Annotated in this window: 10 protein-coding genes; 5 read left to right on the forward strand and 5 right to left on the reverse strand. The window is 37.0% G+C overall.

Annotated elements, in window-relative coordinates:
- Window positions 1–5: 5 nt before the first annotated feature.
- Window positions 6–2,801 carry an aminomethyl-transferring glycine dehydrogenase gene (gene gcvP, locus WCP76_RS04990; RefSeq protein ID WP_336294584.1) on the forward strand — a complete coding sequence of 932 codons (2,796 nt, stop codon included), beginning with the start codon at window positions 6–8 and terminating at the stop codon, window positions 2,799–2,801.
- Window positions 2,802–3,105: 304 nt separating this feature from the next.
- Here the strand turns inward: gcvP and alr are convergent, their stop codons facing one another.
- A complete protein-coding gene (gene alr, locus WCP76_RS04995) occupies window positions 3,106–4,227 on the reverse strand; it encodes an alanine racemase (protein ID WP_336294585.1) in 1,122 nt (373 codons plus the stop codon).
- Between the two features lie 1,198 nt (window positions 4,228–5,425).
- The gene (gene pyrF / locus WCP76_RS05000; protein WP_336294586.1) at window positions 5,426–6,406 is read right to left on the reverse strand and encodes an orotidine-5'-phosphate decarboxylase; all 981 of its coding nucleotides are present in this window, start codon (window positions 6,404–6,406) and stop codon (window positions 5,426–5,428) included.
- Window positions 6,407–7,077: 671 nt separating this feature from the next.
- On the opposite strand from pyrF, the gene WCP76_RS05005 reads away from it, so the two are divergent.
- From WCP76_RS05005 to WCP76_RS05020, 4 genes are all read left to right on the forward strand, one after another.
- Window positions 7,078–7,908, forward strand: a complete 831-nt coding sequence (locus WCP76_RS05005) for a ferredoxin--NADP reductase (protein ID WP_336294587.1) — start codon at window positions 7,078–7,080, stop codon at window positions 7,906–7,908.
- 295 nt (window positions 7,909–8,203) lie between these two features.
- Entirely contained in the window at window positions 8,204–9,121 is a 918-nt protein-coding gene (trhO, locus tag WCP76_RS05010) for an oxygen-dependent tRNA uridine(34) hydroxylase TrhO (RefSeq protein WP_336294588.1), read from the forward strand.
- A gap of 1,090 nt (window positions 9,122–10,211) precedes the next feature.
- Window positions 10,212–11,345, forward strand: coding sequence for a type III PLP-dependent enzyme (locus tag WCP76_RS05015; RefSeq protein WP_336294589.1), 1,134 nt, complete (start codon window positions 10,212–10,214; stop codon window positions 11,343–11,345).
- 46 nt (window positions 11,346–11,391) lie between these two features.
- Window positions 11,392–11,976, forward strand: coding sequence for a GNAT family N-acetyltransferase (locus WCP76_RS05020; RefSeq protein ID WP_336294590.1), 585 nt, complete (start codon window positions 11,392–11,394; stop codon window positions 11,974–11,976).
- 1,129 nt (window positions 11,977–13,105) lie between these two features.
- On the opposite strand, the gene WCP76_RS05025 is transcribed toward WCP76_RS05020, so the two are convergent.
- The 3 genes from WCP76_RS05025 to WCP76_RS05035 form a co-directional block, all read right to left on the reverse strand.
- The gene (locus tag WCP76_RS05025) at window positions 13,106–14,677 is read right to left on the reverse strand and encodes a DHA2 family efflux MFS transporter permease subunit (RefSeq protein WP_336294591.1); all 1,572 of its coding nucleotides are present in this window, start codon (window positions 14,675–14,677) and stop codon (window positions 13,106–13,108) included.
- Window positions 14,678–14,698: 21 nt separating this feature from the next.
- The gene (locus WCP76_RS05030; protein WP_336294592.1) at window positions 14,699–15,790 is read right to left on the reverse strand and encodes an HlyD family secretion protein; all 1,092 of its coding nucleotides are present in this window, start codon (window positions 15,788–15,790) and stop codon (window positions 14,699–14,701) included.
- 157 nt (window positions 15,791–15,947) lie between these two features.
- A complete protein-coding gene (locus WCP76_RS05035; protein WP_336294593.1) occupies window positions 15,948–16,340 on the reverse strand; it encodes a Fur family transcriptional regulator in 393 nt (130 codons plus the stop codon).
- Window positions 16,341–16,506: the final 166 nt, after the last annotated feature.

Raw genomic sequence — 16,506 nt, forward strand, 5'->3', positions numbered from 1 at the left:
GCGTTATGCAAGAATTTCTTTTTTCCTCTCGGCACATTGGGATTCGTTCCGATGAAATACGAAGTATGCTCGATGTTTTAGCTCTTGATTGCATTGACACATTAATCGCTCAAGCTGTTCCTAAGTCTATCCATTTGGGACGTCCACTTAATTTACCAAAGGCTGCTGATGAAAGACAAGCTTTGGAAGAATTATCTCAAGTCATGGAGAAAAACCATGTACGCAAAAGTTTTATTGGGCAGGGATATCATGGAACATTTGTACCCCCTGTTATTTTGCGCAATCTTTTGGAAAATCCAGCTTGGTATACTGCCTATACACCTTATCAAGCAGAAATTAGCCAAGGCCGTTTAGAACTTTTGTTTTATTTTCAAACATTGATTAGTGAATTGACTGGTTTGCCTGTTGCAGCTGCTTCACTTCTTGATGAAGCAACAGCTTTAGCGGAAGCTAATGCAGTGGCTGTACGTTTTTCTCGTGGAAAAAAAACAAAGATTTCTATTCAAAGTCTTTTGCATCCACAAACCCTGAGTGTTGCGCAAACACGTGCAGAAACACAAGGTATCCAAATTAGTGAAAAGAGTGAAATTTGTTCTGAAACAGCTGCAATTGTTTTGTCTTGGCCAGATACAAAAGGCTATTTTAGCGATTATACGGAAGTCATTAGGCAAGCAAAGGCAAAAGGAGCTCTGGTGATCGTTGTTGCAGATCCATTGGCTCTTACCTTAATGGAAGCGCCAGCTAAATGGGGAGCTGATATTGTTGTCGGATCTATGCAGCGTTATGGGGTCCCAATGGGGTTTGGTGGTCCTCATGCAGGTTATCTTGCAGTCAGTGATGCTTTAACACGCTTAATTCCAGGACGTATTGTTGGTCAATCTGTGGATACAGAGGGACGTATTGGTTTTCGTTTAGCCTTGCAAACACGTGAACAGCACATTCGGCGCGATAAAGCAACGTCGAATATTTGTACAGCACAAGCTCTTTTAGCAAATATGGCAACTGCTTATGCTGTTTGGCATGGACCGCAAGGTTTGCAAGCAATTGCTCGGAGAATTCATCATTTAACGTGCAGTTTTGTTTCTAGTTTAGAGGCAGCTGGTATCTGTTGTGAAGGGGAGTATTTTTTTGATTGCGTAAGCATTTTTGTGAAGGGAAGAGCCAAAGAGATTGCTGCTCAAGCGAAAGCAGGGGGACGTCTTGTCCGCATTCTTGATAATGATATAGTCGTGATAAACTTCGATGAATTATCAACAAAAGAGGATGTAAGTGCACTGGCAGGGCTTTTTGGTGCACAATTGGTTGATCAGGTTTCTCCGCGGCTTTTTGGGAAAGAGCGAGATGGGACTTTTCTTTCGCAGCCATTTTTTCGTGCAGTTCATTCAGAAACAGAGATGATGCGCTTTTTGCGTCGTTTATCAGATAAAGATTTGGCATTGGATAGGGCAATGATTCCGCTTGGTTCTTGTACAATGAAGCTTAATGCGGCAGCTGAATTGATGCCTTTAAGCTGGCCTACAGTCGCGCATATGCATCCCTTTGTTCCTCAAGAAGATACAAAAGGTTATCAAGAAATGATCAACCAATTAGGTGCGTGGTTGTGCGAAATTACGGGGTTTGAGCAAGTGTCTTTCCAGCCAAATTCTGGTGCTCAAGGAGAATATGCTGGGCTTTTGGCAATACATAGATATTATCAATCACGCGGAGAGAAACAACGCACAATTTGCCTTGTTCCTGCATCAGCACATGGTACGAATCCGGCATCAGCTCATATGGCGGGAATGGAAGTTGTTGTGGTGAAATGCTTAAGCGATGGCGATGTTGATGTCGATGATCTCAGGATGAAGGCGCAGTTGTATAAGGATCGTTTAGCGGCTTTAATGATTACCTATCCTTCAACCCATGGTGTGTATGAGGAAAGCATTAAAGAAATTTGCTCTATTATCCACGAAAATGGGGGACAAGTTTATTTTGATGGCGCCAATCTTAATGCTCTTGTTGGGCTTGCGCGTCCAGCAGATATTGGGGCAGATGTTTGCCATATGAATCTTCATAAAACATTTGCAATTCCCCATGGAGGAGGAGGGCCTGGTGTTGGTCCGATTGGTGTTGCAGAACATTTAAAGCCATTTTTACCAGGTCATGAACACGAGGGGTCTACACACGCTGTTTCGGCAGCTCCCTATGGAAGTGCGTCTATTCTTGTTATTACATGGATGTATATTAGGATGATGGGAGCTGATGGTTTGAAATGTGCCACACAAATGGCAATTTTAAATGCCAATTACGTTGCTGAGCGTCTTTCACAAGCTTATTCTATTCTTTATAGAGGCAAGAATGGGCGTGTTGCTCACGAATGTATTGTGGATACACGTATATTGAAAGAACAATATGGGATCACTGTAGATGATATCGCAAAACGTTTGATTGACTATGGATTTCACGCTCCGACAATGTCTTTTCCAGTTCCTGGAACTTTGATGATTGAACCAACTGAATCAGAGCCAAAGGCAGAGATTGATCGTTTCTGTGATGCTTTGCTTTTAATTGCTCAAGAAGCTAAGAACGTCGGTGAAGGTGTTTGGCCAAAAGACGATAATCCATTAATAAATGCGCCACATACATTGATAGACACTGTAGATGATGCTTGGGCGCGGCCTTATTCACGGCAAGAAGCTGCTTTTCCTAGTCGCTCTCTTGATCCAGCGAATAAATATTGGCCTCCTGTTTCCCGCATTGATAATGTTGCAGGAGATAAAATGTTAATTTGTTCTTGTCCACCGTTGGGGAATACGTATTAAATTTACTTTTCCGCATTGAAAAATGCCTGTACATTTCGTGTGGGCTTTTCAAGTCATTTATATTAATTGGATGATATTATTTTCTACTGTTCGTATTAGTTTTCGTTTTACCGGTGATACTCTTAAAAACTAAATTAACAATTTTCATTGTCGTTGTTTCATTGGGTATCTTTATAGACAATATGTATAAATAGAATGTTTGGTGGGAGCTTTTATATAATTAACTTTCGCAAGAGATTTTTTATAGACAGCGCACAAGGCTATTTTTAGATATGCTGATTTTAATTAGTTTTTTTTGATAGTGTTAAATGTAAATACGCTTATAGTGTGAGCCTAGCGAAGTTAAAATTTCGTGAGGAATGGTGTTAGCATCTGCAGATACTTTTTCAAGTGTTTGATGTGTGCCGATGAGTTCTACCCAGTCATCTCTTTGCGGTTTTTCATACTCAAGATCAGTAGCATCAACGATGATAGAATTCATAGAAATGTATCCAACAATAGGAAGTTTATGTCCTTTGAAATAAACGGCACCTTTATTAGAGAGTGCACGTAGCCAGCCATCTGCATAGCCGATAGAGATGATTACAAGAGTGCTTGGTCTACGGGTAATAAAACTTCCTTCATAACCAACGGCTGCTCCTGCATCAATATAACGGCTTTTAATGACTTGAGATTCAAGTTTTAAAACAGGTTTAAGAGGTGTTGGGTGTTTTCCAAGAGGATCAATCCCGTAAAGTGCAATGCCTGGACGCACAAGATCAAAATAAAAATCTGAACCAAGAAAAATACCTCCAGAATTTGCCAACGAGGCTTTACAGACGGGAAGTTGTGCAAGTGCCGCTTTAAAAGTGGCCAATTGAGCATAATTGGATGAGTGTGTGGCATTATTTCCGTTAGCGAGATGACTTATAATATATTTTATCTCTGCTTTTTCGAAAAGAGTGGGTTGTTTTATAAGTCGTTGTAATTCTTTTTGATCAAGTCCCAATCGATTCATATCGGTATCAATTTTGAGAATTGCTGGAAATCTTTTTCCCTTTTCTTGACAAAGTGTTTGCCAGCTTTCAATAGTATCCCAAGAATTAAGAACAGGGACAATACCGGATTGAGCTACCAATTCTTCCGCAGTACGTGGGAAACCGTTAAGAAGAGCAAGCGTAACATTTGATGGTAAAAGAGCCTTTAACTGGAGAGCTTCTTCTATTTTAGCTATAAAAAAAGTGCGGCAACCAGCCTGATAGAGTGCAGGTGCAATTTTGTCAGCACCTAACCCATAGGCATTTGCTTTTACAACTGCTGAACACTCTACCGGAGTGACGCGCTGAGTTAAAGTCCTATAATTAGCAATAAGAGCACCAATATCAATGGTTGCTACAGTGGTATAAGGAAGTGATGTAATTATTTCATCATTAATGGATTTGTACATTTTAAAATCCTCTGTCAGTCGATGAGACACGAGGTTCCCTTTGGTTATTGCATATATGTTATTTATGCTATGCGGAAAATGTATAAATACTGTTTATTATTTTAAAAGTTACGAAGAGTTTATATTGGATTATGTACTATGAAAACAACTTCACAATATAAAATGTTTTTTGAATGCATTCAACAGACATTTTATTTGGAAGCTGGCAGGTTGGGAGGGTGGTCAGTGTTGCCATTTTTATCATGAAAGCTTTAGGGGGTGTTAGTTATATCGAAGTATCGTTAAAAATTGCGCATCAGTGCAAATTAGATGCTTCAAAAAATGAAAATTTGTTACCGAAACCGCAACAGACTTAATGAATGCTGTAAAAGCGATTGTGGAAGCTCCTAAAGTTTCAATAATATTTTTCAGATTCGTCATTTTATTTTGTTGAGCAATATTTCTAAGGACATTGGCAATTATCGGCCTCGCTTTGTTATAATGGGTACATAAAATTCGTTCCTTAGAAGCCCTATGAGTGATAATATAGTCAACAAGAAGTAACGTATTCGTACTTACAGAAATTACAATGACCCTGATATGCTTCAAACTTTCTGTAATGATGATGTTTGCATAGATCTGTGAATAATTTTGGAATGATACTGTTATTTTATGCACTTGAAGTTGCTTCTTGTTAATAGAAAAATTTGAATAAGAAAACTATTGCTGATGCGTTAAAAGAGCAGGTTTTGTCTTTGATTCATTTCTAAGATGGTTTTGGGTATTTTGTGTTTCTGTTTTAATATTTTAGTTTATTTAAGTGGAAATCAATTTTTGTTTATTACTAAGCACGTTACAATTTCTTTGATCATATTAATGGTGATGTGCAGAAGATTAATAAAGGAACACAAGTGAAATGAAGTATTGTGCGTAAAATACTGTGAAGCTCATATCTGACATGCATTTGTTTTAGTAGATTTTAAATTGAACTCTCATTAAAATCTACGCTTTTATGCAAGATCCGATTAACTATTTTTATAAAAAATGATCATGTATTAACAGAGCATACAAAGCAAATGCTAATGCAAATATGAATCTGGAAAATATCAATAAACGTAACAATAAAATTGTTAAAATGGTTGGATCTCTGTAGCTTTTTAGATTTTATGAAATCTAAAAAGCTTATAGAAAATATCAAAAGTTAAGATACAATAAACAATTAATTTAATAAATTCATAGACATAGATTTATATTTGTTTAAGACAGATAATATTTTATCTTTATTATTTCCTAGAGATGACAGTGCTCGGGAGATTGTCGGAATAATATTTTTTGTGATAGAGCGAGCGTATAAATCCTCCATCGTAGCACCTTGACTACCAATGCCTGGGCTAAGCAACAATGCACTGTTAAGTGTTTCATAAAAATCATCAGACAAATTTGTTTGCGTTGCGCCAACCACAGCGCCACATGGCTTAATTTCAGGGTAAAGCTCTGTATTAATTTTTTTAATATTATTAGCTAAATATTGATATAAGGTTACATTATTAATAAGGGCGTTTTGAAGATCTCTTCCCTCTGGGTTTGAGGAAGCCGTCACAACAAAAACATAAGCATTATTTTTTGCTGCTTCATTTATTAGAGGCAAGAGAGTATCGAATCCCAAAAAAGGAGTGGCAGTTATTGCATCTACTCTCAGCTTACTTTCTAGGCTCAAATATGCTTGAGCATATCCCTGCATTGTCGTACTTATATCGCTACGCTTAGCGTCTAAGAGAATTAAAATATTATTATCACGACAGATATTGATAACTTTTTCCAGTACCTTAAACCCTTCAACCCCAAATCGTTCAAAAAAAGCAAGTTGAGGTTTAATGATAGCCAATTTTCCAGCCAAAATATTAAGATATTCAATGCAATATTTTTCCAAAGCATCAAAATTGTCGCGACCACACCACGCCTCTAAAACTTCAGATGTAGGGTCTAAACCAACACATAAAGGAGAATATATCGCAGATAGACTTTTAAACTTATTAATAAATGGTACATTTTTATACATAGCTAAAACAAACCTCATCTGTATATGGTGTTGTATTTGATTATGGATTACAGAAACAGTTTTATAAACTGCGATAAATTGCTCATCATATTGCTCATCATATTGCTCATCATATTGTAAATAAAAATCGATATATTTCATAAATTTTTTTAATAAAAGATAGTTTTTCTTCTCCCTTTCTTACTAATATTGATGATGCAATCTAGTGTTTTGTGCAAAGCTTTCCTTTGGCGTTTGTTAAGATTGAGTTTTCTGCGCTTTGTTTATTCATGATATGGATATAATAACAAAGAATAGCTTTATAGTTCTTGAATCGTGAGATTTAAAAGTTTTTTGCGGGGAGTAATATGATTTATGGTGATAGGTTAATTGGAACGATAAATTAATAGAGAGGTTTCTAGGGGATTTCAGAGTGGTCGTACATTAATGTAAGTATAAGAAAAGCTAATTCGTTGGAAATGTGGTTAGGAACTAGTAGAGTTATCATTAAATCGACAGTAGTTTTATCTCTATTATTTTACAGTGTTCGATCGTAAGTTTTGTAAAATTAGGGACTGTTTTATGTGTTTTTAGCAGTGCATAGCAGGAATTACGTTTTAAAACTGATAAGAGTGTTGAGTTTGGTTAGCATTAAACATTTTTGTGCGTCTTTTGTGTGATATGTTTTATAGCTGTTTTTGATCTTTCGATTAAGTTTTATACATAAAATGTTAATCTTGGGGCTTGTGTTTCAAGAAAAATATTGGAAGATAGAAATGTAAGTATTATATCACTTTGGAGATTTAACGTTTGAAGATATAGGAAAGAGTTTTATGAAGACGTTTGCTAGTAATATTCAATCAAGTATCAGCAACGCTGCATCAAACTTTCCGATTCCTGAAAATGTGTTCGCCCTTCCTGTCCAAGAAGTTTACCACTATACAGACCGTTTATTTAAGTTTCGTTTGCATCGTCCTGAAAATTTTCGTTTTCGTTCGGGTGAATTTGTTATGATCGGTTTGCCAAATGCAGAAAAGCCAATTTATCGTGCTTATTCTATTGCAAGTCCATTTTGGGATGAACAGCTTGAATTTTTTTCGATTAAAGTTCCAGGGGGACCATTAACCGAACATCTCCAGAAAATTAAAATTGGTGACATAGTTTTAATGCGTAAGAAATCTACAGGAACATTAGTTCTTGATGCTCTTATTCCTGGAAAGCGTCTTTATCTTCTTGCAACAGGCACAGGGATTGCTCCTTTTGCAAGCCTTATCCGTGATCCCGAAACCTATGAAAAATTTTCAGAAGTTGTTCTTATTCAAACAACCCGTGAACGAAATGAGCTTACTTATGCAAAAAATCTTGTTGTCTCTTTACAACAAGATCCGCTTATTGGTGAGTATGCACAACAGTTAAAATTTTATCCTATGACTACCCGTGAAGTTTCTGAGTACATGGGACGTATTACGACTGTTATGGAGAGCGGTGCTTTTTTTGAAACAACGGGTTTGCCGAAAATTTCTCCTGATGAAGATCGAGTGATGATTTGTGGCTCCATGGCAATGTTAAAGGATTGCGCTAGGATGTGTGAAGCTTTTGGTCTTATTGAGGGTGCAAATAATTCACCTGCTACTTATGTTGTGGAACGCGCTTTTGCAGGATAAAAAATAATTGTGTTTTAGTATGTGATCACGCGCTAATTGCATTCCAATCACACGCTGGGATAAACTTTCTAAAAGCCGTCCATGAATTATCGATACAGAAGGCGTTGGAAAGCTGGGGACAATTGAAGAGCGTTTTTTACGTGATGTCCTTCTTTGTGATACAAAGGTACTCTATTTTGAAGCAAATGTGTTTTTTGTAATATGATGCGATATATACGGTTTGAGTCAGCATAATAAATGAAAGAATAAATGAATAGGTCTTGAAATTAAATGAAACGCGCGTTATGGCAAGACTATGGAAAAGAATTTTAGAGTTGCTGCTATTTATTGCTTCGCGGATCTGAAGCATTATCGCCAATTACAAAAACCTTTGCTAGATTTATGTCAAGCAAAGGGTATTAAAGGTACTCTGCTTTTAGCACAAGAGGGAATTAATGGAACTGTTGCTGGTTCTTATTCTGCAATTGAAGCATTAGTGAATTTTATTAAAGCTGAGCCAGCGTTTCAAACGCCAGAGATTAAATATGCGTGGTCATCAAAAATGCTTTTTCAGCGCATGAAAGTGCGGTTAAAAAAGGAAATTGTGACAATGGGTGTTGAAGGGATTGATCCGTTAAAAGTCGTTGGTACATATGTAGATCCTAAAGATTGGAACACCCTTATTCAAGATGAAGAAACAATTTTAATTGATACGCGTAACGATTATGAATATGCGATTGGGAGTTTTCAAGGAGCTGTTGATCCGTGTATTAAAACATTTCGTGAATTCCCTGCATGGGTTCTCAAGCATGAAGCTGATTTAAAAAAGAAAAAGAAAATTGCTATGTTTTGTACTGGTGGTATTCGGTGTGAAAAATCAACAGCTTATGTTCGTAAACTTGGCTATGAGCAGGTTTATCATTTAAAAGGTGGAATTCTGAAATATTTGGAAGTGGTTCCAAAAGAAGAAAGTTTGTGGTGGGGTGAATGCTTTGTTTTCGATGAGCGTGTTTCTGTTAAACATGATCTTGAAGAATGTGGACGTGAATTATGTCGTGCATGTCGTTCTCCTCTTAATGCGGAAAGCAAATTATCACCTCATTATGAAGAAGGTGTTTCGTGTGATTCTTGTCACAGTACACGGAGTGAAACTGATAGGCAGCGTTTTCGCGAACGTCATAGACAGTTTCAATTATCAAAATTGCGTGCAACTGATTCTCATAAAGAATTATAAAAGTATTTTATTTTCTGGCTTCAGACTTTAGCTTTTTCTCTATTTAAGGAGAGAAAAAGTTTTTAGTGTTTGTGATAAAAATACCTTAGCAAATTTGGTATTATTCGATTTTTATTTACTCACAAAATTAAACTATTAACTTGTAACTATAGATTGTCGTTGCAAAATTTGCTTCAGGTATCTTTAAGCCTATAGTAGTTTGTTTATTTTAAAAAATTTTAATTCTGAAACAGTAAAAATGTTGAAATAGTAGCCCACTAGAGGAGGTAGCAGGGGGGTGACTAAAAACTAGTCTTATAATGAATGGAATGTGAGACTAACAAACTATTAAAGTGCAAAAGCAAGTACGATGGTTGGAGAGGTAAACATTTCAGAGTATAGAACCACGTAATGGTTTTTGTATTATAGATCCTATAGAAAATGTCTGAGAGTATAGAGTTATGAAGTTAAGCAAAGAGATTCTTTTTAAAAGAAAGGTTATGAATTGGTTGTGCAAAGTGTGGGGTTTTCGTGCAGATTGTATTCTTCTGAAGACAGTAAAATAACTTATCTGCTGATGTTGAGAAAATAATCACTTTTTGCGTCATCTTATATTTAAAGATTAAAAAATTTTAAAAATAAAAAAAATGATTGAAATGAATAAAAATTAGTTTTATACAAAAATTGCCCAAAGTCGCACGTGCCTGTGGGTGTCCGCCGGTTCTCAAATGGTGAGATTAGCCGGTACGGTACCTGGAACTAACCGCTCCAGTCATTCTTACGACCAATCGAAAGAATGAGGACATCTTGAAGCAACGACGGTGCGGGCCTTTCTGGTGTCTTCAAGCTGTTCAAATGCTGGGATAACTATAGAGGCACACCTCATTGCCTTCAGTGCGGAAATGGTTTTCTCAATTCCAATCAAAAAGGCATATAAATTAGAGCAACGCGGTTTCTGCGCTGTTTTTGTTGCATGCAATGTTGGTTTCTTCTGATTGTTATAACAATCGGGGGAGAGTGGTGGTTGTGTGCTTTGTCTTTTGGCTATTGGCGGCTCTATGCTGTCTAAACATAGAGTAGTAGGGGCTTGTTTCCCTAGGAGAATTAGTAGATGGCGACGCAACGTATTCGCGATTTTCTTGCAGCACATCGTTCTGAAGGTCCATGCTTAATTGTTGATCTTGATGTTGTACGTGAAAATTATTTAAAGTTTGAAAAAGCTCTTCCTCAATCTCGCATTTTTTATGCAATCAAAGCAAATCCAGCTCCTGAGATTTTGAGTTTACTTGCTTCTTTAGGCTCATCTTTTGATGCGGCTTCTGTTGCAGAAATTGAAATGGCTTTAAAAGCGGGGGCAACATCTAAGTGTATTTCTTTTGGGAATACTATTAAGAAAGAACGTGATATTGCGCGTGCATATGCGCTTGGTGTTTCACTTTACGCGGTCGATTGTGTTGAAGAAGTAGAAAAAATTGCGCGCGCTGCTCCAGGAGCTCGCGTTTTTTGCCGAGTTCTTACCGATGGCAAAGGTGCAGAGTGGCCATTGTCACGTAAATTTGGTTGTGTTCCTGCTATGGCGGTTGATGTGTTACGTCGAGCAGATCAATTGGGCTTACAAGCGTATGGCGTTTCTTTTCATGTAGGATCTCAGCAGACTGATCTTAGCGCATGGGACCGTGCTTTATCAGACGTGGCCACAGTTTTTAGATGTCTGGAGAAAGAAGGAATTTCCCTGAAATTGGTTAATATGGGAGGAGGGTTTCCAACGCGTTATTTGAAAGATGTTCCTCCAGAACAAGCTTATGGTAAGGCTGTTTTTGATTCATTAACAAAATATTTTGGCAATCGTATTCCTGAAACGATTATTGAACCAGGGCGTGGAATGGTTGGTAATGCTGGTGTTATTCGTACAGAAGTTATTCTTATATCTAAAAAATCCAAAAAGGATAATGTCCGATGGGTTTATCTTGATATTGGGAAATTTAATGGTCTTATAGAAACTATAGATGAAGCGATTCGCTATCCTATTGAAACACCTCATGATGATAAGGCAGTGGAGCCTTGTATTTTAGCAGGTCCAACATGCGATTCGGCAGATGTTCTTTATGAAAAAAAACCTTATCTACTACCTTTGTCTCTTACGGTGGGGGATGAGCTTTTGATACATGGAACTGGTGCTTACACAGCAACTTATGCATCCGTTGCCTTTAATGGTTTTAAGCCTTTGCAATCCTATGTGATTTGAGTTTTTTCTTTATGATGATAAAGATATCGTGGGGTGTGCGAGAAATATGGATATAATTAATTTTAAAACAAAAGATGGTGCACTTTTTACACTGGCATATGAGCAAGAAGCTGATAAGCCTTACCGGGAATGCTTACTTGATTTAGCTCTGGGAAAGGAGCGTAAGCGTAAATCGTCAGAAGCTTTACGTCGTGGCCGGTTGGCTGCCTGTGGGCTATCTTTTGTTGTCAAAAATACGCTTGGAGAGCTTGTAGGCAGTGTGCGTCTTTGGCATGTTCTGTTAAAAAAAGGGCAAAATGGCATACAACGTGCTTTGCTTTTGGGGCCTTTAGCCGTTTCAGCAGAATATTCCGGTATAGGGATAGGATCGGTTCTTATGCAGCATGCAATTCAAAAGGCAAAAAAACTTGGTTATGGTGCTATTTTACTGGTGGGTGATAGTAATTTTTATCAGCGTTTTGGTTTTTCAAGCAGTTTAACAAAAAACTTGGCAATGCCCGGTCCTTATGAAAAACACCGTTTTCAAGCGTTAGAACTAATACCAGGATATCTTTCCGATTGTCATGGCACTTTGGTTCCTAGTGGCGAGCTAGAAGATTTGAGTCGTTTTCAGCATCATAAAGTGGCGTAAGAATTTTATGTTCCAGCCGTGTTGCTATGAGGGAAGCTATCTGTTTTTATATGTTTGATATTTTAGTTAATTTGTTAAATATATCCAGTGTGTTGTGTTATTTTAAGATGAGTTTTGCAAAGCTACCAATGTTATTTTTTCTCAATATTTTTACGAAGTTTTTCTGCTTGTTGCTGTTGAAAAGATTCCTAATTGAAAGCTAGTATGTAGTGCGAAAAACAACAAAAATTATATAAAAATCTATTTTCAAATAATAACTATATTTCATATAAGGCGCATAAGAAAATTGGCTTCTTTTGTGATTATGGATGCATCTATAATTAAGGACTTTAAGGAAGTTTACAGTTCTGGATTTCGTGAATTTATATAAAATAGTTAAAAGTATAGTTAGGTGTGTCCTTACTATAGCATGTTTTGGTGCATTCCATGGGGAAAAATTGGCTTTTAATGATGTAGACAAGTATTAATGCGTATATTGAACACTGGCAATGCGAAGGGTTCTATTATGCTTAACAGTTTTAATTCAGCCATGATAGGAAAAACGTATAAGTGTTAAGCGGCAAGACTCTGATCAATTTTGTAGTTATGTTTGGAAAGAAAAAGTTTGAGAATTTTTTACGATTTGAGCTTGTGCTGCAATAAAAATAAACGATGGAGCAAGGCTTTGGTGGTAGGGTCAAAATTATAATCAGTTTTGGGAGATCTGAATAAAACAATAAATTTATGTGTTTGAGGACGGCCTTTTTGAGAACAGTAATATCATTACAAAGTCCTTAAGTAATGAAAAGACAAATATTATTCCAATGATTTTTTCTTACTATATGATAAAAATCAGAAAAGATCGAATAGAAACGGCTGCCTTTATCTATACGGTGCAGGCGCCTTAAAAGCGCTTTAGATAAGTCAAAAGCTTCTTGGCTATAATAGTAAATTATATCATTATCTATTTATTAGAAGTTGCTCTTAAAAGGTACGCAACTATCTTACATTTATAAAAATTTCTGTCAGAGAATAATCGTTTAGCATAAGGTATAGTATCATGTAACATCTATTTACTATGAGATAAAGTTACATGCGATGTGGGGAATATATAAATAAAAAATAGACTTTGATGTTTATAAGATTAAGCTCAGTGTTTTGGAGGAAGATTAGTAGATGGCGGTATTTTTTTGAGAAAAATGGTCATGAAAACCAGGATGATAAAGATGATGGTCATTATAAGAAAAATGTCACTAAAAGCCATGACCATTGATTGTATGCGTGCCATACTAAAAAGTTGTAAGAGAGCTAGTGCATGCGAATCAAAAGTTGCAGTTTTGAAATACATGGTTAGGTTTGAGAGCATTTCAGTTGCTTGGTTATTTCCTTGTTGGAGAGTTTCAGTTATGCGTGTATAGTGAAAATCTGTACGTTTTGTTATAAGGGTATTGATAATAGCAAGCCCGACTGCACCACCAAGATTACGTGTGAGATTAAAAAGCCCGGAGGCATTTTTCATTAGTTCTGGTGGGAGTGCTCCAAGGGCAATATTATTAATTGGAACCATACATAACATAACAGAAATGCCACGGAAAACTTGAGCCCAAAAAAACTCCCAGAAATCCCATTTATCTGTGATAGAGGTAGCCATCCAAGTTCCCAAAGCAAAGCTAAAAAGTCCTATAGCCATCATCAAACGTTCATCGATTCGAGCTGAAAGAAATCCGGCTAGAGGGGCAGTTAATAACATAACGAATCCTGAAAGGAATAATGTTTCTCCGATCATGAGAGCATCATAATGGCGGATTTGGCTCAAATAGAGAGGATAAAGGTATGTGAGTCCATAAAGACCTATTCCAAGCATAAAAGAAAAAACTGCTGCGGTTGAAAAATTGAAATTGGAAAAAGCTGAGAGATCAACAATTGGTTCTTTTGCAGTAAAAGCACGCCAGAAAAATAAGGCTGCAGAAAAGAGCATGATAATGGATAAGTTTAGAATTAGATTGTCATTTAACCAATCATGACGCGCCCCTTCTTCTAGAACATACTCTAAAGTTCCTAAAAAAACGGCCATAGAAATGAGACCTAACCAGTCAAACTGAGTTATTAAAGAGGGGTTGGGTTGATCAAAATCGATTAACTTCCAACCGAGAATTGAGATAATAATTCCGCAGGGAACATTTATGAGGAAGAGCCAATGCCATGATAAAATATGGCAAATGTAGCCTCCGACTGTTGGACCAATCGTCGGCGCTAACGTTGCTACTAGTCCAACAATAGGGATAACAATTGGGCGTTTAGAAGGAGGAAAAAGTATATAAGAAGCGACAAAAACGCTAGGAACAATACCTCCGCCAATAAAACCTTGGAGTGCGCGGTACACAATCATTTCTTCAATAGATGTTGCTGTTGCACAAAGAATAGAGGTAATCGTGAATCCGATAGCTGATATGCTAAAGAAAACGCGTGTTGAAAGCAATCGCCCCAAGAATCCAGAAAGGGGCAACATAATGACTTCAGCGATGAGATAAGAGGTTTGAACCCATGAGACTTCTTCAGAGCTTGCTGAAAGACCTGCTTGAATTTCCGCTAAAGAAGAGGAAACTATTTGGATATCCAAAATAGCCATGAACATGCCAAAGGCCATAGCAATAAAAACTAGGACATTGCGGATTTCTACGCGTTCTTTAGAGTATGTGGAATTTAGCATAGAAGATGTCATAGTAAAGTCATTTGCCGTTTGCTATAAAAGATTTTGATCTTGCGACTTTTTACGTGTATCGATTTCTACTGAAACACTCATTCCCGCTCGGATATGTCCAGTTTTTAATACTTCTTCTGGAATGGAGATGCGTACTGGAATACGTTGGACAATTTTTGTAAAGTTACCAGTGGCATTTTGTGGAGGTAGCAGGGAAAAAACAGCTCCTGTTGCAGGTGCAATAGACAGCACTTTTCCCGTAAAAAAATCTTTTTTGAAAGCATCAACAGTAATATGAACTGTTTGCCCAGGACGAATATTTTTCAGCTGCGTTTCTTTATAGTTTGCTTCAATATAAAGTGCATGCATAGGGACTAACGCCGCAAGACGTTGGCCATTCATAACAAAATCTCCTGTTTTTGCTGTTAAATTTCCAATAATTCCATCAAATGGAGCCCGTATAATGGTGGAATCAAGATCACGTTGCGCTTTTATACGCGTAAGTTCTAAGCTCTTTGTTTGGCTTTCTGTTTCTCTTCGTTGTGCTTCTAGCACTTGGATATTTGCACGTGCTGCAGCTATTTGTGCATTAGCACGATTAAGATTAGCAATGGCTTGTTCATAAGCTGATTTGGCATCATCAACATCGGATTGAGAGGCATAACGACCAGCTTTAAGCTCTGTAGTGCGCTTTAAAGTTAGTTGTGCATTTGTTGCTATGGCTGAAGCGGCAGCTTTTTGTGCTTGTGCATCATCTAAAGCGCTACGAGAAGCTGTGATTTGTGCATCAATACGTAGGAGCGTTTTTTGTTGTGTATTGAGATGGGCTTCTGTTTGTTTCAAGGCTATTTGATAATCGCCATTGTCTAGGCAGAATAAGATATCATCTTTTTTTACAATTTGGTTGGCCTTAATAACAATTTTTTCAATATATCCGTTTAGTTTAGGAGCAATAGCCGCTATGTCACCTTGTACATAGGCATCGTCAGTGGCAAGCATATAACGCCAATGTGTTATCCACTTATAACCAAAGAAAAGCACAAAAAGCGCGAAGACGATAAGAAGAGCAGTGATTATATTCTGTTTTTTTCTATTGAAATATTTAGTTGAAATGGTTGTCTCAGATATGGACATGATTTTATACTTTCAATCAATTTTATGCTTCAATGAGTAAAACAAGCTCATCACTCTAGCAAGAGGGTATATATGTAAGCACTATTAAGAGCTTTTCAGCAATGAGGCAGTTTCTAGGACATAATGCTAAATATACAAATTTGCAAGTATAGAGATGTTACTCTGTTGTACATTTTTTACAAATGCCTTGTACTTCTAGTGTGCTTCTCCGTGCTTGGAAGCCAACTGCTTGAATCATTGTTTTAAGGTTGGATACAACAGTATGGTTTTGTATTTCATCTACTTTGCCACATTTCTCGCAAATTACGAAAGCTGTGAGTTCGTGTTGGCAATTTTCAGGATGTAAACAAACCATAAAAGCATTTGTACTTTCAAGGCGATGAATACACTTTAATTGTACGAGTTTTTCTAGTGCGCGATAAACTTGGAGAGGTGCACGAAATCCTTCTCCGCGTAAGTGATCAAGGATTTCATAAGCGCTTAGAGGTCCTTGTGCATCCTTTAAAGTGTTTAGAACCAATATTTGATTGCGCGTAAGTTTAGATGACATTGACACCTTTTCCTTTTGCTTTATGGGAAAGCATAAAGCGTATGAGCTTTTTATAAAATAATAATGCTATGTTATCATAGATGGTGTAATTTTTTAAGATAGGACTTTACACATTTTTGAATGTATTTTATATAGATACAACCTATGAATGTATATTTATTTTTAA

It is taken from the genome of Bartonella vaga, assembly GCF_037070895.1.
Classification (GTDB): domain Bacteria; phylum Pseudomonadota; class Alphaproteobacteria; order Rhizobiales; family Rhizobiaceae; genus Bartonella.

What these genes read in the sequence shown, in the direction of transcription:
- gcvP (WP_336294584.1), top strand. Translation starts at nt 6, where the DNA reads ATGCAAGAATTTCTTTTTTCCTCTCGGCACATTGGGATTCGTTCCGAT.
- alr (WP_336294585.1), bottom strand. Translation starts at nt 4,227, where the DNA reads ATGTACAAATCCATTAATGATGAAATAATTACATCACTTCCTTATACC.
- pyrF (WP_336294586.1), bottom strand. Translation starts at nt 6,406, where the DNA reads ATGAAATATATCGATTTTTATTTACAATATGATGAGCAATATGATGAG.
- WCP76_RS05005 (WP_336294587.1), top strand. Translation starts at nt 7,078, where the DNA reads ATGAAGACGTTTGCTAGTAATATTCAATCAAGTATCAGCAACGCTGCA.
- trhO (WP_336294588.1), top strand. Translation starts at nt 8,204, where the DNA reads ATGGAAAAGAATTTTAGAGTTGCTGCTATTTATTGCTTCGCGGATCTG.
- WCP76_RS05015 (WP_336294589.1), top strand. Translation starts at nt 10,212, where the DNA reads ATGGCGACGCAACGTATTCGCGATTTTCTTGCAGCACATCGTTCTGAA.
- WCP76_RS05020 (WP_336294590.1), top strand. Translation starts at nt 11,392, where the DNA reads ATGGATATAATTAATTTTAAAACAAAAGATGGTGCACTTTTTACACTG.
- WCP76_RS05025 (WP_336294591.1), bottom strand. Translation starts at nt 14,677, where the DNA reads ATGACATCTTCTATGCTAAATTCCACATACTCTAAAGAACGCGTAGAA.
- WCP76_RS05030 (WP_336294592.1), bottom strand. Translation starts at nt 15,790, where the DNA reads ATGTCCATATCTGAGACAACCATTTCAACTAAATATTTCAATAGAAAA.
- WCP76_RS05035 (WP_336294593.1), bottom strand. Translation starts at nt 16,340, where the DNA reads ATGTCATCTAAACTTACGCGCAATCAAATATTGGTTCTAAACACTTTA.